Annotated in this window: 14 protein-coding genes and 1 riboswitch; of the genes, 7 read left to right on the top strand and 7 right to left on the bottom strand. The window is 48.0% G+C overall.

Annotation, left to right across the window (positions count from 1 at the left end):
* Positions 1 to 130: 130 nt before the first annotated feature.
* Both ACFQNF_RS08710 and ACFQNF_RS08705 read right to left on the bottom strand, forming a co-directional pair.
* Complete coding sequence (locus ACFQNF_RS08710) at positions 131 to 454, bottom strand: rhodanese-like domain-containing protein (RefSeq protein WP_380187607.1); 324 nt, start codon at positions 452 to 454, stop codon at positions 131 to 133.
* Between the two features lie 133 nt (positions 455 to 587).
* Positions 588 to 1,241 carry a protein-L-isoaspartate O-methyltransferase family protein gene (locus tag ACFQNF_RS08705; RefSeq protein WP_380187606.1) on the bottom strand — a complete coding sequence of 218 codons (654 nt, stop codon included), beginning with the start codon at positions 1,239 to 1,241 and terminating at the stop codon, positions 588 to 590.
* A gap of 411 nt (positions 1,242 to 1,652) precedes the next feature.
* Positions 1,653 to 1,754: riboswitch (TPP riboswitch) on the top strand.
* A 33-nt stretch (positions 1,755 to 1,787) separates the two neighbouring features.
* Here ACFQNF_RS08705 and thiC point away from each other — a divergent pair.
* The 3 genes from thiC to ACFQNF_RS08690 all read left to right on the top strand — a co-directional run bounded on the left by thiC (position 1,788) and on the right by ACFQNF_RS08690 (position 4,941).
* Entirely contained in the window at positions 1,788 to 3,713 is a 1,926-nt protein-coding gene (gene thiC / locus ACFQNF_RS08700; protein WP_380187605.1) for a phosphomethylpyrimidine synthase ThiC, read from the top strand.
* 294 nt (positions 3,714 to 4,007) lie between these two features.
* The gene (locus ACFQNF_RS08695) at positions 4,008 to 4,472 is read left to right on the top strand and encodes a DMT family transporter (protein ID WP_380187604.1); all 465 of its coding nucleotides are present in this window, start codon (positions 4,008 to 4,010) and stop codon (positions 4,470 to 4,472) included.
* A gap of 109 nt (positions 4,473 to 4,581) precedes the next feature.
* Positions 4,582 to 4,941, top strand: coding sequence for a DUF4870 domain-containing protein (locus tag ACFQNF_RS08690; protein ID WP_380187603.1), 360 nt, complete (start codon positions 4,582 to 4,584; stop codon positions 4,939 to 4,941).
* A gap of 137 nt (positions 4,942 to 5,078) precedes the next feature.
* Here the strand turns inward: ACFQNF_RS08690 and dnaJ are convergent, their stop codons facing one another.
* Complete coding sequence (gene dnaJ / locus ACFQNF_RS08685) at positions 5,079 to 6,206, bottom strand: molecular chaperone DnaJ (protein ID WP_380187602.1); 1,128 nt, start codon at positions 6,204 to 6,206, stop codon at positions 5,079 to 5,081.
* 371 nt (positions 6,207 to 6,577) lie between these two features.
* Here dnaJ and ACFQNF_RS08680 point away from each other — a divergent pair, with 371 nt between their 5' ends.
* Positions 6,578 to 8,209 carry a methyl-accepting chemotaxis protein gene (locus ACFQNF_RS08680; RefSeq protein WP_380187601.1) on the top strand — a complete coding sequence of 544 codons (1,632 nt, stop codon included), beginning with the start codon at positions 6,578 to 6,580 and terminating at the stop codon, positions 8,207 to 8,209.
* Positions 8,210 to 8,435: 226 nt separating this feature from the next.
* Here the strand turns inward: ACFQNF_RS08680 and dnaK are convergent, their stop codons facing one another.
* Both dnaK and grpE read right to left on the bottom strand, forming a co-directional pair.
* A complete protein-coding gene (gene dnaK / locus ACFQNF_RS08675; protein ID WP_380187600.1) occupies positions 8,436 to 10,373 on the bottom strand; it encodes a molecular chaperone DnaK in 1,938 nt (645 codons plus the stop codon).
* A gap of 131 nt (positions 10,374 to 10,504) precedes the next feature.
* Entirely contained in the window at positions 10,505 to 11,032 is a 528-nt protein-coding gene (gene grpE, locus ACFQNF_RS08670) for a nucleotide exchange factor GrpE (RefSeq protein ID WP_380187599.1), read from the bottom strand.
* 553 nt (positions 11,033 to 11,585) lie between these two features.
* Between grpE and aceA the strand changes: the two genes are divergently transcribed.
* From aceA to ACFQNF_RS08655, 3 genes are all read left to right on the top strand, one after another.
* A complete protein-coding gene (aceA, locus tag ACFQNF_RS08665) occupies positions 11,586 to 12,866 on the top strand; it encodes an isocitrate lyase (protein WP_380187598.1) in 1,281 nt (426 codons plus the stop codon).
* 168 nt (positions 12,867 to 13,034) lie between these two features.
* The gene (aceB, locus tag ACFQNF_RS08660) at positions 13,035 to 14,621 is read left to right on the top strand and encodes a malate synthase A (RefSeq protein ID WP_380187597.1); all 1,587 of its coding nucleotides are present in this window, start codon (positions 13,035 to 13,037) and stop codon (positions 14,619 to 14,621) included.
* 476 nt (positions 14,622 to 15,097) lie between these two features.
* Positions 15,098 to 16,558: a hypothetical protein gene (locus ACFQNF_RS08655; RefSeq protein ID WP_380187596.1), complete on the top strand. Its 1,461-nt coding sequence runs from the start codon at positions 15,098 to 15,100 to the stop codon at positions 16,556 to 16,558.
* Positions 16,559 to 16,779: 221 nt separating this feature from the next.
* Here ACFQNF_RS08655 and ACFQNF_RS08650 read toward each other — a convergent pair whose 3' ends face one another.
* Positions 16,780 to 18,126, bottom strand: coding sequence for a YdgA family protein (locus tag ACFQNF_RS08650; protein ID WP_380187595.1), 1,347 nt, complete (start codon positions 18,124 to 18,126; stop codon positions 16,780 to 16,782).
* A gap of 316 nt (positions 18,127 to 18,442) precedes the next feature.
* Complete coding sequence (gene ribB, locus ACFQNF_RS08645; protein ID WP_380187594.1) at positions 18,443 to 19,090, bottom strand: 3,4-dihydroxy-2-butanone-4-phosphate synthase; 648 nt, start codon at positions 19,088 to 19,090, stop codon at positions 18,443 to 18,445.
* Between the last annotated feature and the right edge of the window lie 96 nt (positions 19,091 to 19,186).

Below are 19,186 nucleotides of genomic sequence, written 5' to 3'. Positions count from 1 at the left end.
AAACAAGCGGGGAGACTATAACAACTCAGACTGTCATATGGAAGTGATGGCGAATTAAAACCATGCCACTTCAAGCAGCCACATTACAGTTACAATTTAATGAAGCCACACGCAATAACAAGTAATTACATCAATACTTGGCCATCGCCAAATCCACTTCCTCGGCCCAGCGCGCAATCCCGCCATTTAAATTAATGACATTGGCAAAGCCCTGGCGCTCTAAAAATGAAGCCACTTGATAGCTACGCATGCCATGGTGACAAATCACCACAATCGTTGCATCTTCATCCAATTCAGCAAAGCAGCTCGCAATGGTATTCATAGGAATAAGCTGGCTATTTGCAATATGGCAAATCTCATACTCGCCCACTTCACGCACATCTAATAACAAAGGGTTGGCACGCTCTGCATCACTAAGCCATTGGGATAATTCGAGAGGATTAATTTGTTGCATTCAAAAGCCCTGATAGCTGCATCACAAAACGATAAAAGCTGTAAACACATCGACTCACAAATCAAAAAGCACCATCAATCCTGTATCACAAAAGAATGATGGGCTATGTGTTTACAGCGTTTTTGGCATTTCTTTAAAAGGCAAAAGCCGTTTTTTCTTTTGCGTTTTTCAAGCGTGGCAAATTGTATTCAAACAACTTAGTGATCCTAAAGCTGCCCTTGGCCACACAGGTGAATAGCGTTGCAGACATAATCGGCAACTCGCCCACTACGGCAATTAAACGCCCGCCTACAGCCAGTTGATCTTTCAGGCTGGCTGGAACCTCGGCTAAAGAACCGGTCACGATAATGGCATTAAACGGGCCTTGCTCCTGAGCCGCAGCAAGCGCGTCACCTTGCGATACTGTAGCGTTTTTAATCCCTGCAGCTGCCAAATTGGCGCGTGCGGTATCAACCAAAGCCGCATCAATTTCCACGCCATAAACATGCTCCACCAAGCCTGCTGTCAGCGCCATCAAATAACCAGTCCCCGCGCCCACCACCAAGACTTTATCGCTGACTTGCGGATCGATATCCTGCAGCAGCTTGGCTTCCATCTTGGGGGCCAGCATTTGTGCGCCATTTGCCAGCGGCAACTCGATATCCACAAAAGCCAGCTCTTTTTTATCTGCGGGTACAAATTCTTCGCGCTTTACCGCCAATACACGGTTGAGCACCTTTTGATCCAGCACATCCCAAGGGCGGATTTGTTGCTCAACCAATAAGTAACGTGCGTTTTCCCAATCCATTTATATCACCTCAAAGCGAGCTGGGATCAAACCCAGCGTTTGAAAATTTTCGCAATTATCCCACAGACCAAGCCCGGTGTGGCTATAGAGCCTGAGATCGCGAGCGATAAGGCCAAAGACTGATAAATAAAACGGCGGGTTTCACCCAAATCCTGTCAACTTAAATAAGCCATGGCTACCACGTAATGACAAGCATTGAATCATCGTAGGGCGGGTGCAACCCGCGTACTTTTCAGCATTGCTCGCGGGTTGCACCCGCCCTACGAAAAACATTTCGCTTATGTTGATAGGATTGGCTTTCACCCCCCTTCCCCTAACTCTCCACTCCCCGTAACCATAATTAAGCTTGATGCAAATCAGCCCCTTCCATCTTAAATTTGCTGTTTACTGATTTTTTATATACCTTCTCTGCTTTATCGCTAGGGGTTCTGCGCCAAATTTGGGTGCGGATGAGATATACCCTCTGAACCTGATTCGGTTAATACCGGCGTAGGGAAGCGAGCTAGATATTTCGTTTAGCTCACCCGCGCCTTTGTGGAGTAGAGCATGAACGCAAAAGCCCAATTTTTAGCATCCACCGCCGTCGTCGACGACGCAGCCATCCAGCCTCTCCCTAATTCACGCAAAATTTATGTACAAGGCTCTCGGGCTGATATCCAAGTGCCGATGCGTGAAATCAGCCAAGCCGATACTCCGCTACAAATGAGTATCAGCGGCGCGACCGAAAAAAACCCGCCTATCTTTGTTTATGACTGCTCCGGCCCTTACTCCGATCCCGATGCAAAAATTGATGTGCGTAAAGGCTTAGAAGCAGTTCGCGCGCCTTGGATTCTCGATCGAGGCGATACCGAATTACTGAGCCAGCTCAGCAGCGAATATGGCCGCATGCGTGAAAGCGATCCCAAGCTCGATGAATTACGCTTCGAGTTAAAACGCCAGCCCCGCATTGCCAAAGATGGCGTAAACGTCAGCCAAATGCATTACGCCCGTAAAGGCATCATCACGCCAGAAATGGAATACGTGGCGATTCGTGAAAACATGAATCGTGCGGCTTATTTGCAAAGCCTACGAGACAGCAGCCCAACCGGCGAAAAAATGCTGGCGATGATGAATCGTCAGCATAAGGGGCAAAATTACGGCGCGGTGATGCCGGATGAAATCACCCCAGAATTTGTCCGCAGCGAAATCGCCTGTGGCCGTGCCATTATCCCCAACAATATTAACCACCCAGAATCCGAGCCGATGATTATTGGCCGTAATTTCTTGGTCAAGATTAACGGCAATATTGGTAACTCTGCCGTCAGCTCCAGTATTAGTGAAGAAGTAGAAAAAATGACTTGGGGTATTCGCTGGGGTGCGGACACCATCATGGATCTGTCTACCGGCAAGAATATCCATGAAACCCGCGAGTGGATTTTACGCAACAGCCCCGTGCCAATCGGCACCGTCCCTATCTATCAGGCGCTCGAAAAAGTAAATGGCAAAGCCGAAGATTTAACGTGGGAAATATTCAAAGACACGCTGATTGAGCAAGCCGAGCAAGGCGTGGATTACTTCACCATCCATGCAGGCGTATTGCTGCGCTACGTGCCGATGACCGCTGGCCGCATGACCGGCATTGTCAGCCGTGGTGGCTCGATTATGGCGAAATGGTGTTTGGCCCATCATCAAGAAAGCTTCCTTTACACCCATTTTGCAGACATCTGCGAAATCATGAAAAAGTATGACGTAGCTTTTAGCTTAGGTGATGGCCTGCGTCCTGGCTCGATTTGGGATGCCAACGATGAAGCGCAGCTAGGCGAGCTAAAAACACTCGGCGAACTCACGCAAATTGCTTGGCAGCACGATGTGCAAGTCATGATCGAAGGCCCTGGCCATGTGCCTATGCAACTGATCAAAGAAAATATGGATCTGGAACTAGATTGGTGCCATGAAGCGCCGTTCTACACCCTTGGGCCGCTGACCACCGATATCGCCCCCGGCTACGATCACATCACCTCCGCCATTGGTGCGGCGCAAATTGGCTGGTACGGCTGCGCCATGCTTTGCTATGTCACGCCGAAAGAGCATTTGGGCCTGCCGAATAAAGACGATGTGAAAGAAGGCATCATCACTTACAAGCTGGCGGCACATGCTGCGGATCTTGCCAAAGGCCACCCCGGCGCACAGATTCGCGACAACGCGCTGTCTAAAGCCCGCTTTGAATTCCGCTGGGAAGACCAGTTTAATCTGGGCCTCGATCCAGACCGCGCCCGCTCTTATCACGACGAAACCATGCCTAAAGACAGCGGCAAAGTGGCGCATTTTTGCTCGATGTGCGGCCCGCATTTCTGCTCGATGAAAATCACCCAAGATGTGCGTGAGTTTGCGGCCAAACAAGGGATTGCAGAAGCAGACGCCAATCAGATCGGCATGCAAACCAAATCGATCGAGTTTATTAAGAAGGGTGCTGAGGTTTATCACAAGGCTTAAAGCATCGCGTACTTGAAGCGTAGGGCGTACTCGAAGCTGCATTGTAGGGCGTACTCGAAGCTTTTCAGGGAGAGTGTTTATTCGCCCTGAAAAGCGCAGTACGCCGAGATTGTTGGTGAGGGGAATAGTTGGAGCATGGGACGGCGGGTGGCGCACTGCGCTTCGCTTCGAGTGCGCCCTACTGTTCTCTTCAAGTGCGCCCCTCATGTTCGCTTCGAGTGCGCCCTACTCTCCACGCCCTCGCCCAAAAAAACATGCTAGTCTCGCCTGCCTTATTCATCCCACACAAACCCCATGCAACTCCCTTACTTTTTACTCGCCCTCATCATTGGCCTGATCGTGCCACTGCAAGCTGCCGTTAATAACCAGCTCAAAGCGGTTATTGGCGGTAGCACGCTGCTGGCGGCTTTATTGTCTTTTTCTATTGGCACACTGACCTTAGCTTTGATTGCCTTACTGAGCGGGCAGAAATGGGCGGGGCTAGCTAATCTGGGAAATGCATCTTGGTGGATGCTGACCGGTGGCTTAATGGGTGCGCTGTTTGTATTTGGCACCACCTTGCTAGCCCCTAAAATCGGCGTGGCGGCGATGGTGTCCTTAATTATCAGCGGCCAAATTATTGCCTCACTCTTGTTCGATCGCTTTGGTATTTTGGGCTTGCCGGTGCGTGAGATTGGCGGCTTGCGGATTTTGGGCGCGCTGCTGATTGCCGCAGGGGTATTATTGGTCAATTTTGGGCCATTATTAGCTAAGCGCTAAAAGACTTAATCATAACGATGGTTAATTAGTCTCTTTGCCATCAAGCAGAAGCCCAATTTGCTATTTGCACAGGCATAATCGAGATTCGACCTTCCTGCCGAGAACCAAGATGGATGAAAGCCAGTTTCCTGCAAAAACCAGCAATAACACCAATAATTCAGATTCCAATACCATCGCTATTCTGATGTGGATTGGCAGTATTTTCTTTAGCTTTGTCCCCGCACTGGTCGTTTATCTCATCAAAAAAGAAGACCCCTTTGTGCAAGATCACGCTAAAGAAGCACTCAACTGGGCCATCACCCTGATGGTGGGCTATGCAATAGCAGGCATTCTTATGTTGATTCTGATTGGCTTTGTCGCCGCTTTTGCCCTAGCTGTTACTAATCTGGTGTTTTGTCTTCTTGGGGCCGTCAGCGCCAGCAAGGGTGAAACTTACCGACTGCCATTTGCGATTCGTTTGATTAAATAACGCCTCATATAAAAAAAGCGCAGACATTGTCTGCGCTTTTTTTGAAAAATCGTAGGGCAGGTGAAACCCGCCGCTTCCTTAGCATTTCATGCCAAAGTCTGGCGGGTTTCACTCGCCCTACACAACCTTACAACATTTTAAGAAGCAAAGAAGTCTTTTACTTTATCCATAAACGATTTAGCACGTGGATTGTGCTTGTCTGAATCGCCCTGGCTGATTTCTTCAAACTCTTTCAGCAGCTCTTTCTGACGCGCAGTCAGTTTCACTGGCGTTTCCAAAATCACATGGCACATCAAATCACCGGTGATCGCACTACGAACGCCTTTAATCCCTTTGCTACGCAAGCGAAATTGCTGGCCGCTTTGCGTTTCTGCCGGAATAGTAATCCGAGCTTTGCCATCCAGTGTCGGAATTTCAATCTCGCCGCCCAAGGCCGCAATGGTAAAGCTGATCGGCATTTCGCAATGCAGATCATTGCCATCACGCTGAAATACCGAATGCGCTTTCACATGGATCACAACATACAGATCACCCGATGGGCCGCCATTAACCCCGGCTTCACCTTCGCCGCTTAAACGGATACGATCGCCTTCATCCACACCTGAAGGAATCTTCACCGCTAGCGTTTTATGTGTATTTACGCGGCCAGTGCCGTTACAAGGGCGACATGGATCAGGAATATATTTGCCGCTACCGTGGCAAGTTGGGCAAGTTTGTTGCAGGCTAAAGAAGCCTTGCGAAACGCGGACCTGACCATGGCCGCCGCAGGTATGACAAGTTTTAGCTTGCGTACCCGCCTTAGCCCCGCTGCCGTGGCAGCTGCCGCATTCTTCATGCGATGGAATCTTGATCTGGCGCTCTACACCGCGTGCCGCTTCTTCTAGGCTAATCTCTAAGTTGTAACGCAGATCAGCACCACGGTAGACGTTAGAACGCCCACCACGACCACCGCCACCTGCCGCGCCAAAGATATCGCCAAAAATATCAGAAAAGGCGTCACCAAAGCCTGCGCCACCACCACCGCCCATCCCTGATTGCTGATCAAGGCCGGCATGGCCGTACTGATCATAAGCAGCACGTTTTTGTGCGTCGGATAAGACCTCGTAAGCTTCTTTGCCTTCCTTAAACTTTTCTTCCGCGTCTTTACTATCCGGATTACGGTCCGGATGATATTTCATCGCCAGTTTGCGATACGCTTTTTTAATTTCGTCATCACCCGCATCGCGGTTCACGCCCAGCGTGTCGTATAAATCTTTTTTAGCCATCTTTTTAATCCTGCACAGGAGGCCGCGCCCCACGAATTCATCAACGGATTGCACATTGGGGCGAAGTCTTCAATCTACAAGCCCCCAAAGCAATCATGAGCCTTGCTTTTTGAATCGTACCCAACGCATTTTACGCATCAACAGGGTAAAGCCTCCTTGGCTCAGCACATTATTTACTAGGTAATACGCTCTCATATTGCCAATGGTCTACCGCCGATAAGCCACAAAAAACAAAGCGCAAAAATCATACGCAATTGCAATCGTCAAAACGATGTAAACAAAGCCAAAACTTTATGACATTGCGCTTGAATGAAAGCACTAATGTAGCTATGAATAGGTATGTTTTCACTTACAGATAAAGAGGTCTGGTCATGAGTTTTTTAAGTAATGTTGCGATTTCCACAAGACTCATCGTCGGATTTTTACTTTGCGCACTTTTAACACTGACTCTGGGGATTTTAGGCTATCAGGGCGCGGCCTCCATGCAACAGCTGACACAGGAGATGCACGACAACCAGCTCATCCCGGTCATTGATGTGGCCCATGCCAATATGGCGGCCATTTATCATCACCGAGCGCTCTATGCCTATGGGCTAGAGCCTGATGATGCCAAAATGGCCAAAATTAAAGAAAGCATGACTAGCCATGAAGCCAAAATGAAGAGCTCGCTGGATAAATACCGCGCCTCCCATTTAGGCCCCCCTGAGCAAGATCTGCTCAAAAAAATCGATGAACTTTGGCCCAAATATCTTGAAGCGGCCAAACCCGCCATGGCAGCAGGCACAGCCAACGACTCCAAACTAGCTTCAGAACTCATGTCGACTAGCGTAGCTGCGATATTTCAAGAGCTAGACGATGATTTAAGTGCTCTGGTTGATTTAAACAAGAAACTGGCAGATGAGGCACTTGCAGAAAGTAGCAAAGAGCTGGCGCTGGTTAAAACTGAATCAATCGTGATTACACTCATTGCCGTTGTGCTGGGCACGGCACTGGGGCTGATCTTAACCAAGAGCATTACCACGCCGGTTTCCCATGTACGTCGCTCATTAGAGCGGATTAGCCTTGGAGATTTAAGCAGCCATATTGAAGTAGAAGGCTCGGACGAGCTGGCTAATATGCAAAAAGATTTATTCAAAATGCAGGCCGATTTAAAAGCCACTATCCAAGGCATTATCAGTAATAGTGATGAGCTTGTCAGTATGTCTGATTTACTAGCCAGTGCCTCGCAGCAAGTAGCGGTCAGCTCGCAGACCCAATCTGAATCAGCCGCATCATCTGCCGCAGGAGTAGAAGAGCTCACCGTCAGCATTGACAGTGTTTCTTCCAGCGCCAGCGAAGCTAATCAGCAGGCCAATGATGCCGGTAATTTGGCGAATTCTGGCAGCGAAGAAGTCAGAAGATCAAATAAGCTAATCGATAATGTCTTAGAAAATGTGAACAGCACAGGCGCACATATTGCAGATCTGGAGCAAAGCTCCACCCATATCGGCAATATCGCCACCGTGATTAAAGATGTGGCCGATCAAACAAATTTACTCGCCTTAAACGCCGCCATCGAAGCGGCCCGCGCAGGGGAGCAAGGCCGTGGCTTTGCCGTGGTCGCCGATGAGGTACGCAAGCTCGCAGAGCGCACAACAAGCTCGGCACAAGAAATCACCGGCATGATCCAGACCATCCAGCAAGGCACTCGTGCCGCAGTGAGCGGCATGCAATCCAGCCAGGAAAGCGTGAGCCAGGTTTCTACCGCATCCGAGCGCACCAATCAGGTGATGGAGCAAATCAAAGCGGGCTCGTTCAAAGTGCAAACCTCGATTAACGACATTGCCTCCGCCTTGGCACAGCAGCGTTCGGTAAGCACCGATCTGGCACAGAATGTAGAGCGCATCGCACAAATGGCCGAGGAAAACCGTGCCGCAGTAGAAGAAGTCGCCAACTCATCAGGCAAACTAGTGCAATTAGCCACGGACCTGAAGCAATCGATTAGCCGGTTTAAGCTGGCTTGAATCTTGGTTACAAGGGGCGTACTCGAAGCTTCTGATGGCGATGATTTTGTCGCCCTCCGTTTTATAGGGTGCAAAACGCCGGAGGCGTTACGCACCGCGGCAATACCACGGCATAACGGTGCGCAAGAAAAGCGACTTGCACACCCTATAAAAGCCTAAATTTATTCCCCCTTTGAAACAAAACAGGCCCGCATCAGCGGGCCTGTTTCATTTAAATAAGCGCTGCTTATTTATCTTTTACTTCGGTGAATTCAGCATCAACCACATTGCCATCATCTTTCTTAGCATCGGCGTCACTTGCAGCACCTGCGGCCGCGCCTGCTGCAGCACCTTCCGGTTGTTGAGCGTACATTTGCTCAGCTAACTTGTGTGATGCTTCGGTCAGGGTTGCGGTTGCCGCTTCGATTTTTTCTTTATCGTCGCTGTGGTCTTTCAGTACCAGCTCAACTTCGGCCATAGCGGCTTCGATCTTGGCTTTTTCGTCTGCGCCAATTTTTTCGCCGAATTCAGCCAGTGATTTTTTCACCGAGTGAACCATACCGTCAGCTTGGTTGCGAGCCGCTACTAATTCGGACAATTTCTTGTCTTCTTCAGCATTCATTTCTGCATCGCGAACCATCGCTTCGATTTCAGCCTCGGACAAACCGCTAGAAGCTTGAATCGTGATACGTGCTTCTTTACCGCTGGCCTTGTCTTTAGCGCCAACGTGCAAGATACCGTTTGCATCGATATCAAAGGTCACTTCAACTTGTGGCACACCGCGTGGAGCAGCTGGAATATCGCCTAGGTTAAACTGGCCAAGGCTCTTATTCGCTGACGCTTTTTCGCGCTCACCTTGCAATACATGGATGGTTACTGCTGTTTGGTTGTCTTCTGCTGTCGAGAATACTTGCGATGCCTTTGTTGGAATCGTCGTGTTTTTCTTGATCAGCTTAGTCAAGATGCCGCCCATGGTTTCAATACCTAGGGACAACGGAGTTACATCCAGCAGCAATACGTCAGTACGGTCCCCGGACAATACCGAGCCTTGCAAGGCCGCGCCAACAGCAACTGCTTCGTCTGGATTCACATCGCGGCGTGCTTCTTTGCCGAAGAATTCTTTAACTTTATCTTGCACCATTGGCATACGCGTCTGACCGCCAACCAAGATGATGTCATCGATATCAGTAATTTTCAGGCCAGCGTCTTGCAGAGCAATACGGCAAGGCTCAATCGTGCGAGCCACTAAATCTTCAACCAAGCTTTCGTACTTAGCACGGGTAATTTTCAGTGTTAAGTGCTTAGGACCAGTCGCATCCATCGTCACGTAAGGCAGATTGATTTCTGTTGTGGTGGTAGAAGACAACTCAATCTTGGCTTTTTCTGCCGCTTCTTTCAGGCGTTGCAGCGCCATCACATCTTGCTTCAGGTTGATACCCGTGTCTTTCTTGAATTCTTCAATGATGAAATCGATGATGCGTTGGTCGAAGTCTTCACCGCCCAAGAATGTATCGCCATTAGTAGCCAACACTTCAAACTGCTTGTCGCCATCCACATCAGCAATTTCAATAATCGAAACGTCGAATGTACCGCCACCCAAGTCATACACGGCAATCTTGCTATCGCCTTTTTCTTTCTTATCCATACCAAAGGCCAGCGCAGCAGCGGTTGGCTCATTGATAATGCGCTTTACATCGAGGCCAGCAATACGGCCAGCATCTTTAGTGGCTTGGCGCTGTGCATCGTTAAAGTAAGCAGGAACAGTCACAACCGCTTCTGTTACTTCTTCGCCGAGGTAGTCTTCAGCGGTTTTTTTCATTTTGCGCAGTACTTCTGCGGAGATTTGCGGTGGCGCCATTTTTTTGTCGCGAACCGAGATCCATGCGTCGCCGTTGTCGGCTTTAACGATGGAGAAAGGCATCAGGTCGATGTCTTTTTGTACTTCTTTATCTTCAAACTTGCGGCCAATCAGGCGCTTTACCGCGTACAAAGTGTTTTTTGGGTTTGTTACCGCTTGGCGCTTAGCCGGCGCACCCACCAGAATCTCACCGTCTTCCTGATAAGCAATAATAGAAGGTGTAGTACGTGTGCCTTCAGCGTTTTCGATTACTTTAGGCTGGCCATTTTCAAATACAGCCACGCAAGAATTTGTTGTACCTAAGTCAATACCAATCATCTTTGCCATTTTTAATTTTTCCTTGTCTTCGCTAGCCTCAGGGCAGCGGTAAATTAACAACCATGTTCACAAAGTGGGGATGCGCTGGGCATTTTCAAGAGGACTTCTTTTAAAACCTCCCCCCACTACAAAACGTATTTTTACTTCGCAGCGGCAACCATCACCATCGCAGGGCGAATCACGCGGCCGGCCAGCTCGTAGCCTTTTTGCATGACTTGCACGACGGTGTTGGCGTCGCATTCACTTGGCACCATTGCAATCGCTTGATGCTTGTGCGGATCTAATTTGTCACCCATCGGGTTGATTTCAAGCAAATGGGATTTTTCAAATGCCGCCACCAGCTGTTTTAGAGTAAGTTCAACGCCGTTTTTCAACGCGTCTACTTCCCCCGTCTGATCAGCCAGCGCCATTTCAAGCGAATCTTTTACGGCCAACAGCTCAATCGCAAACTTCTCAACCGCAAATTTGCGGGCTTTGTCGACTTCTTCAAGAGAGCGGCGGCGATTATTTTCGGCCTCGGCCTTGGCATAGAGCACGTCTTGACGGGCTTTTTCAATATCTGCAGTAGCAGCGGCCAATTGCGCTTCCAGCGTATTTTCTGTGCCTTCGGCGATCGCCTCGACGCCAGCATCTAAATTGGTCTGCTCTTGTACGTTTTCATTACTCATCAGGAACTCCAGTCAAAACTTATTTCAAACATGCAAGGGCAGATGGGGTTGTCGCCGAGCATTTCAAGTGCATTGCTTTAAGAAGGCGATACCAAACATTGCCTATCCCACGTAAATAAAAGCCTGCATTTACCGTTTTTAAGGCAAAGCCAAGCAACTTAATACGCATTGATGGGGCTAGCCCATAGCAGATGTATCAATAAATACACTATTTTTTTATCGTTTTTTTCCTGAGTAAACAGCCTTTCCCGCTCATGTAACTGACAAACATAAATTTATAAAAAACTACATTTCCCGATCAAATCGATACTTTATGCCATTAAAACAGTCGTTTGAAGCAATAAAAATGCAGTCGTCATTTGTCTTGATTTTCAAAGACTTAATTACCATTCATTGACTAAATACTTACGGGTCAAAAAGTACATGAAAGCCCCAATATGTAGTGAATTATTACTAACTACAATTCAATGGTGCACTGCAAAATAATTCTGCAACACGACTACCACATGCTTTACTTAGACATGCAGCCCATCACCCTTCAGGGAGTATTGCTATGAGTACAAAGGATCTAAAAATCGCCGCTATCCAGCAAGACTGGGACACTAATCCACGCTGGAAAGGCATTACCCGCCCTTATACCGCTGCAGACGTTGAACGCCTGCGTGGCAATGTGCAAGTCGAGCACACACTAGCCCGCCGTGGCGCAGAAAAGCTGTGGTCCTTAGTCAACGAAACACCTTATGTACACGCACTTGGCGCCTTAACCGGTAACCAAGCGATGCAACAAATTAAAGCAGGTCTGAAAGCCATCTACCTTTCGGGCTGGCAAGTCGCCGCGGATGCAAACATCGCTGGCGAAATGTACCCGGACCAATCGCTTTACCCAGCGAACTCGGTTCCACTCGTAGTGCGCCGCATTAATAATGCGCTGACTCGTGCCGACCAGATCAATCACGCCGAAGGCGACGACAGCATTGATTTCTTTGCACCGATCGTAGCCGATGCAGAAGCGGGCTTTGGTGGCGTACTAAATGCACATGAGCTGATGAAATCCATGATTGAAGCAGGCGCTGCCGGTGTTCACTTTGAAGACCAGCTCGCTTCAGTTAAAAAATGCGGCCATATGGGCGGCAAAGTATTAGTGCCAACGCGTGAAGCAGTAGAAAAACTAGTTGCAGCGCGTTTTGCTGCCGACATCATGGGTGTGCCAACGCTAGTCGTGGCACGCACCGATGCCGAAGCAGCAGATTTGCTGACCTCCGATGTAGACGCTAACGACAAGCCATTTTGTACCGGCGAGCGCACACCAGAAGGCTTCTACAAGACGACCCCAGGCCTAGAACAAGCCATCAGCCGCGGTCTTGCCTATGCGCCTTACGCTGATTTGATATGGTGCGAAACCGGCAAGCCGGATCTGGAATACGCACGTAAATTTGCGACCGCAATTCACGCTCAGTTCCCAGGCAAATTGCTAGCTTATAACTGCTCGCCATCGTTTAACTGGAAGAAAAACCTGGACGACGCCACCATTGCGACGTTCCAAGCCGAGCTTGGCAAGATGGGCTACAAATTCCAGTTCATCACCTTGGCAGGTTTCCATGCGCTGAACTACGGCATGTTTAATCTTGCCCACGGCTACGCCCGCCGCGGCATGAGTGCCTTTGTTGAGCTACAAGAAGCCGAATTCGCCGCCGCCGACCGTGGCTTTACCGCGGTGAAACATCAACGTGAAGTGGGTACAGGCTACTTTGATGCGGTCACGCAAGTGATCCAACAAGGCCAGTCTTCGACCACCGCGCTGAAAGGCTCGACCGAAGAAGAACAGTTCCACTAAGCCTTACAAAACGACTTCAAAAAAATCTGTAGACACAGAGGGCACAGAGACCACGGAGCACACAGAGAAAAGCAAAAAATTGCTTAACTTTTAACTCGGTTTTCTCTGTGCTCTCTGTGTACTTACTGTTCTCTGTGTCTACAGAATTTTTTTACATGAGGGAACAATATGACAACCACGCTTGCAGGTATTCGAGTTCTCGGCCATATCAGCCCTGCCTTTGCCCCTATTCTTACCCCCGATGCACTGGCTTTTTTGGCCGAGCTGCATCGCAGCTTTGAGCCGCGCCGCCGTGAGCTGATGGCCGCCCGTACTGAGCGCCAAGCACGGCTAGACGCGGGTGAAGTGCCCGATTTCCTACCCGACACCCAGCATATAAGGGATGGCAACTGGAGCATCTCTGCCCTGCCCGCCGATTTGCTCGATCGTCGCACCGAAATCACTGGCCCCGTTGAACGCAAGATGATGATTAATGCGCTTAATTCCGGCGCTAAATCGTTTATGGCCGATTTTGAAGATTCCAATACGCCCACTTGGGAAAACCAAGTTGAAGGCCAGATCAATGTAAAAGACGCCTATCGTAAAGAGCTGTCTTTTAGCTCCCCAGAAGGCAAGCAATACACATTAAATAATGAAATTTCCACGCTAATTTTGCGCCCGCGTGGCTGGCATTTGATGGAAAAACACGTTGAAGTCGATGGCGAAATCATCTCCGGCTCGCTATTTGATTTTGGCTTGGCCGTATTTCACAATCTGAAATACCGCCTTAGCCAAGGCACATCGTGTTATTTCTATCTGCCGAAAATAGAATCCCATTTAGAAGCCCGCCTCTGGAACGATGTATTTACATGGGCCGAAGCAGAGTTGGCCGCACCGCACGGCTGCATCAAGGGCACGGTACTGATCGAAACCATTTTGGCTGCTTTTGAAATGGACGAAATCCTCTACGAGCTGCGCGAGCACTCCGCAGGCCTGAATGCCGGTCGCTGGGATTACATCTTTAGCTGCATCAAGAAATTTCGCACCAATACCGACTTCTGCTTGGCCAATCGCAGCTTAATTACCATGACCGTGCCGTTTATGCGCGCTTATTCCCTGCTGCTGATTAAAACCTGCCACCACCGCAATGCACCTGCGATGGGCGGCATGAGCGCCGTGATTCCCATCAAGAATGACGAAGCGGCTAATGAAAAAGCCATGCAGCAAGTCCGCGCAGATAAAGAGCGTGATGCCGCAGATGGCTACGATGGCGGTTGGGTGGCTCACCCCGGCTTAGTAGCGATTGCGCAAGCCGCTTGGGACCCGATTCTTGGCGACAAGCCTAATCAAATCAGCAAGCAACGCCCGGATGTCAGCGTGGCAGGCAGTGACTTACTGAATTTCCAACCTGAAACGCCGATTACCGAGGCCGGTTTACGCGGCAATATCAGCGTGGGCGTGCAATATTTGGCCGCATGGATTTCTGGCCTTGGCTGCGTACCGATTCATAATTTGATGGAAGACGCCGCCACCGCCGAAATCAGCCGCTCGCAAATCTGGCAATGGATCAGGTCTCCAAAAGGCGTGCTGGACGATGGCCGCAAAGTTAGCAAGGAGCTGTTCCGCCAGTGGCTGCCTGAAGAAGTTGCCAAGATCCACACCACCGGCCGCTTTAGCAGCACGCTGGATGAAGCCGCAATCATGTTTGACGAGCTCACCACCAGTGAAGAATTTGTCGAATTTCTGACTTTGCCGGGCTACGATAGGTTGAAATAAGGGGTATAGGGTGTGCAAGTCGTTTTTCTTGCGCACCGCTCTTGGTGCGCAACGACTGCGTCGTTGTACACCCTATAAATACCGATTCACCCAATGCAATAAGCTTAAGTTGATAGGATTGGGTATAGGGTGGGCATGTTCTTGTGTCCACCTTATAAGTGGCTTGTCTCTTATTGGGGAACGCAGTTTCATAGGGCGTGCATGTCGCGTCTCTTACGCAGCACTGCTCAAATATTCTGTTTCCAAATTTAATCAAAAACATTCCGTATTTATTGCTTATTCGCAAAGATCAAAAAACAATTTTGGCATTAAATATATAATTGCCTTTTTTTCTAACCTGACTTTACCCACATCAATCTATCCCTATTAATAAACAACTCCCCAATCTAAAAAATTGCAAGCGTTCTAACACCTTATTCATCTCTTCTTTTATTGCAGCCTATAATCTGCCATTCCACCTATAAAAGATGATCTAGATGAAAACCAAACTACTCGCCCTTTGCCTGCTTGCCATCGGGACTAGCCACGCAAAAGATATTAATAATAATTACACACAAACCAAACAATATTATTCGCAATTAATCAGCGCTCCCACACCTAATACGGCAGAGCTGGGGCTATTGATGAATATGCTGCCTAAAGGCGCTGATTTACATCACCATTATTCCGGCGCTATTTATGCTGAAACGTATCTGGAGTGGGTAGGCCGGCAAAAATTTTGTATTTATAGTGAAGACAATGCAGCACTTAATGCTCAAAAATTTCATATCAATACTGCCCCTAACGATGCAAGCAGCAAGATTTGTTTAAGCGCAGATGCAACGCGGCAAAACAATGCTTTCTATCGTGAATTACTGCAAAAATGGTCTGATAAAGATTTCAGCAATCATAGCCACCAGCAGCTCGCGCCCGATCAAAATTTCTTTAATACCTTTTTCTATTTTATGCCGGTTGCCAGCTATGCCATGCATGAAGGCTTTCAATCTTTAAAAGAGCGGGCACAAGCAGAAAATGTGCAATATCTGGAAACCATGGTCGATTTGGCTCCCAGCATCAGCAATAAAGAATTAGATGAAAAGATGAATCAGCTGGTGCAAAACCCCAAAGACGCAGAAGCCATTTTTACCCGCTATGCCGATTTTATGACGCAAGACGCCGCCAGTCAGCAGCAAATTAACGCCTATATCAAAACGATGGAAGACGCAGCTAAAGGCATTGACAGCAACGATTTTAAATTACGCGTGCAGGCCTATGTATTGCGTAATTTATCGCCATCGCTGGTCTTTAGCCAAATGTATTCCGCCTTTGCTGCAGATAAAGCCAGCGATCTAATTGTGGCAGTGAATATTGTAGGGCCAGAAAATGAACACGTTGCAATGCGTGATTATGATTTGCATATGCAGATGTTTAAATTCTTTAAAAAACGCTATCCAGATAGCAAGCTTGCACTACACGCTGGTGAATTAGCACTTGGCATGGTGCCGCCAGAAGGATTAAAAAATCATATTAATGATGCAGTACAAATTGCAGGGGCAGATCGCATTGGCCACGGCATTGATATTACCCACGAAAAAAATGCCGATCTGCTATTGAAAAAGCTAAAAGAAAAAGACATTGCTGTAGAAGTTAACCTCACCAGTAATGAATTTATTCTTGGAGTAAAAAACGAAGCACACCCTATTCAGGTTTACCGCCGTCATGGCGTGCCCTTTGTCATCTCTAGCGATGATCCGGGCGTATCGCGTAATAATCTTAGCGGCGAATACCTACTTTACGCTAGCCGCTACAAGCCATCGTATGACGAGCTAAAAAACACCGCAATGAATAGCATTCGTTATTCATTTTTAGGTAAAGCAGAAAAAACCACCGAAATGCAAGCGCTCAAACAACGCTTTGATGAATTTGAAGCTAAAGTTGCAAAAATGATTAAGCACTAAAGCTTGCTACCACCTGATTATGCCTCTTGCTCAATCGGTTCTGAATAGATGGGTTTCTGAGTGCTTCTTGGTTTTTTAATTTGTAGGGCGGGTGAAACCCGCTAGTGATGCTGGATAAATACGCGGGTTTCACCCGCCCTACAATATTTATAATGAGATTGAACAAGAGAGTATTGCCAAATGCGGATGAGCCATCAGGCTCATCCGCAAATTACGGTAGATTACTGAATACCAAGTAACTCAGACAATTCAACCGTTTTTCCATTCAAAACGATTTTACCGTCTTTTAATTGAATTTTAGTTTTAAGTAGTTTGCCATCACTTTCAATCTTTCCTTCTTCTACACCAAGCTGTACCGATGATTGAAACATAGCCAGAGTCGGCTCAATCGCTTCTTCTTCGGCAGATTCACGGATCATTCTTTCGGCAAAGGCATTAGGCAATTGCAAGGCCAGCATGGCATTGATCTTATTAATCAGCAGGCCGGGGTTGGCTAAATCTTCCGGCTTTAAGTCTTTGCTGGCTAAATCAATGGCAACAACACTTTCGCCTTCTGGCGTATGCAATTTAATATTCTGCTTTAGTGAAGGATTCTTTTTCAAAATATCCATCAGTAAGGCTTGTATTGCCTTTTCCTGGCCTTTATTATCAAAATTACACTGCAAAATACCTTTTTTCCATGTTAGATCATTAAGCCCTTTAAGCGCTTTAGGATCAAGCTGATTCACATCCAGGTTCATTTCAAATTTGCCAATTTCTTTTGAATTGAATGTGATTTTATCTGCCGTGCCTTTACCAGAAAAATTAAGCAGGCCGTTGCTAAATTTAGATTCGCTATTCAGCAGCAACTGGCCCATCGACACTTGCATCTCTTTTTCTTCTTTCTTGCCTGTCATACCAAAACCATCAATTTTTAATGATTCAGCACCTGCATAAATGCCCTCAACCGCATTTTTATAACTTCCCTTATAAGACACCAAGCCAATATTAAACTGTGTGGCACTGGCATTTTCCTTTGCAATCACACCGGGTAAAGATACATCAAAATCAATATAGCTAGCCGTTTTATCGTATTTAATCAGAGAATTAAACCCTTTCCAGTTTACATTTCCCTTTTCATCATCAATGGTAAATTCGGGGCTGGAAATACGGGTTTGCAAATCACCGGATAAACTGACCTTGGTATTAATTTCCAAAGGCTCTTTGCCTTTAAATACTTTGGCAAGCTCTGCTTTTGTTTTATCGCTATAAACTAGCTTGGTATTGATTTCCAGGCCAAACGGGTTGTGCTGAATGGTATTAATTAAAGTGATTTGCCCTGTTGCGCCGCGCAAAGGCGATGCTTCTCCCCCATCCTCGCAGCCCAATTGGTAAGTGACTTCTTCTGTTGAAGTCCAAAACCCCTTTTTAAAATCACGCTTCACTACCTTGATCATTTTGTAGTCTTTTAACGCATCACCTGCCTGCACCACTTTATTATCTAAAGTTGTGCCTGTGTACCACGTTGCACCTGCAAAACCAGCTCCTGCCAAAGCAGCAATCGCCAGCACTAATTTAGTTTTATTCATCAAAATCCCCAATCGTTTCATAAAAAAACATTCAAACTATTTTCTTCTTACTTTTTACAGCGTAATTTTGTCAGGTAAAAGAAATTAAAGATAGGGCATCAGCATATAGCTTATGAAACATACTTGGCTGGCTTTGCTGGCGTCTTTTGCTTTGTGCTGATGCATCTGCTGAACGTGCCTCGCGAAAAAGCCATGATTGAGACGATTGGGCGATGAGTACCGCCGCTATATAGATACCACGCCAAGCGTATTTTTTAAGCGATAAGCAAGGCCGGCACCTAGCAGTCTTTGCATCAGCTACGGGTGCCCGCCATTTTTAGCCTGCTTGCTGCAATCTGTATTCCACCAGTTCGGCAATACTGAGCACTTGCAAGCCATGCTCGGTGGCGTATGCAGTAATCTCATCACCACGCGCCATCGTGCCATCAGGATTCATAAGCTCGCACAGCACTGCAGCGGGCTGCAATCCTGCCAACACAGCCAGATCAACCGACCCTTCCGTGTGCCCTCGGCGCGCTAGCACCCCGCCAGCCGTAGCCCGCAGCGGAAATACATGGCCGGGGCTGGCTAAATCGCTAGGCTGAGCACCGCTGGCAATAGCGGCCTTAATCGTCGTTACCCGATCGGCGGCGGATACGCCAGTAGTCACACCATGCCGTGCTTCAATCGACACGGTAAAGGCGGTGCTAAAACGGCTTTGATTGTCTATCACCATTGGTGGCAGCTGCAGGTGCTGCAGGGCTTCGTCGGTCAGGCAGAGGCAAACAATGCCGCTGCCATCGCGAATCATTTGTGCCATGCTTCGGTCGGTGATTTTTTCTGCTGCCACGATTAAATCGGCTTCGTTTTCGCGATCGAAATCATCCATCAATAAAACAGGACGACCCTGGCGCATATCGGCCAGTGCCTGCTTAAAGCGGGTAGCAAAAGGGGCAAGGGTAGGATTTAAAACTTCAGCAAACATAGAGAAACGCTCTCGCAAGATAGGTAGGCGAAAAACGGTTCAGGGGGTGGGACAGCCGCAGTGACGCCGCCGATGGCAAGCCATGGCGAGTTTATT

Source organism: Iodobacter arcticus (genome assembly GCF_042664895.1).
Taxonomy (GTDB): domain Bacteria; phylum Pseudomonadota; class Gammaproteobacteria; order Burkholderiales; family Chitinibacteraceae; genus Iodobacter; species Iodobacter arcticus.
The sequence above is the reverse complement of the archived record's forward strand: the minus strand, read 5'-3'. Positions and strand labels throughout refer to the sequence as shown.

Excerpts from the sequence above, each read along its gene's own strand:
- dnaJ (WP_380187602.1), bottom strand. The coding sequence starts at position 6,206 with ATGGCTAAAAAAGATTTATACGACACGCTGGGCGTGAACCGCGATGCG.
- thiC (WP_380187605.1), top strand. The coding sequence starts at position 1,788 with ATGAACGCAAAAGCCCAATTTTTAGCATCCACCGCCGTCGTCGACGAC.
- ribB (WP_380187594.1), bottom strand. The coding sequence starts at position 19,090 with ATGTTTGCTGAAGTTTTAAATCCTACCCTTGCCCCTTTTGCTACCCGC.
- ACFQNF_RS08690 (WP_380187603.1), top strand. The coding sequence starts at position 4,582 with ATGGATGAAAGCCAGTTTCCTGCAAAAACCAGCAATAACACCAATAAT.
- ACFQNF_RS08655 (WP_380187596.1), top strand. The coding sequence starts at position 15,098 with ATGAAAACCAAACTACTCGCCCTTTGCCTGCTTGCCATCGGGACTAGC.
- dnaK (WP_380187600.1), bottom strand. The coding sequence starts at position 10,373 with ATGGCAAAGATGATTGGTATTGACTTAGGTACAACAAATTCTTGCGTG.
- aceB (WP_380187597.1), top strand. The coding sequence starts at position 13,035 with ATGACAACCACGCTTGCAGGTATTCGAGTTCTCGGCCATATCAGCCCT.
- aceA (WP_380187598.1), top strand. The coding sequence starts at position 11,586 with ATGAGTACAAAGGATCTAAAAATCGCCGCTATCCAGCAAGACTGGGAC.
- ACFQNF_RS08705 (WP_380187606.1), bottom strand. The coding sequence starts at position 1,241 with ATGGATTGGGAAAACGCACGTTACTTATTGGTTGAGCAACAAATCCGC.
- ACFQNF_RS08680 (WP_380187601.1), top strand. The coding sequence starts at position 6,578 with ATGAGTTTTTTAAGTAATGTTGCGATTTCCACAAGACTCATCGTCGGA.
- ACFQNF_RS08710 (WP_380187607.1), bottom strand. The coding sequence starts at position 454 with ATGCAACAAATTAATCCTCTCGAATTATCCCAATGGCTTAGTGATGCA.
- grpE (WP_380187599.1), bottom strand. The coding sequence starts at position 11,032 with ATGAGTAATGAAAACGTACAAGAGCAGACCAATTTAGATGCTGGCGTC.
- ACFQNF_RS08650 (WP_380187595.1), bottom strand. The coding sequence starts at position 18,126 with ATGAATAAAACTAAATTAGTGCTGGCGATTGCTGCTTTGGCAGGAGCT.
- ACFQNF_RS08695 (WP_380187604.1), top strand. The coding sequence starts at position 4,008 with ATGCAACTCCCTTACTTTTTACTCGCCCTCATCATTGGCCTGATCGTG.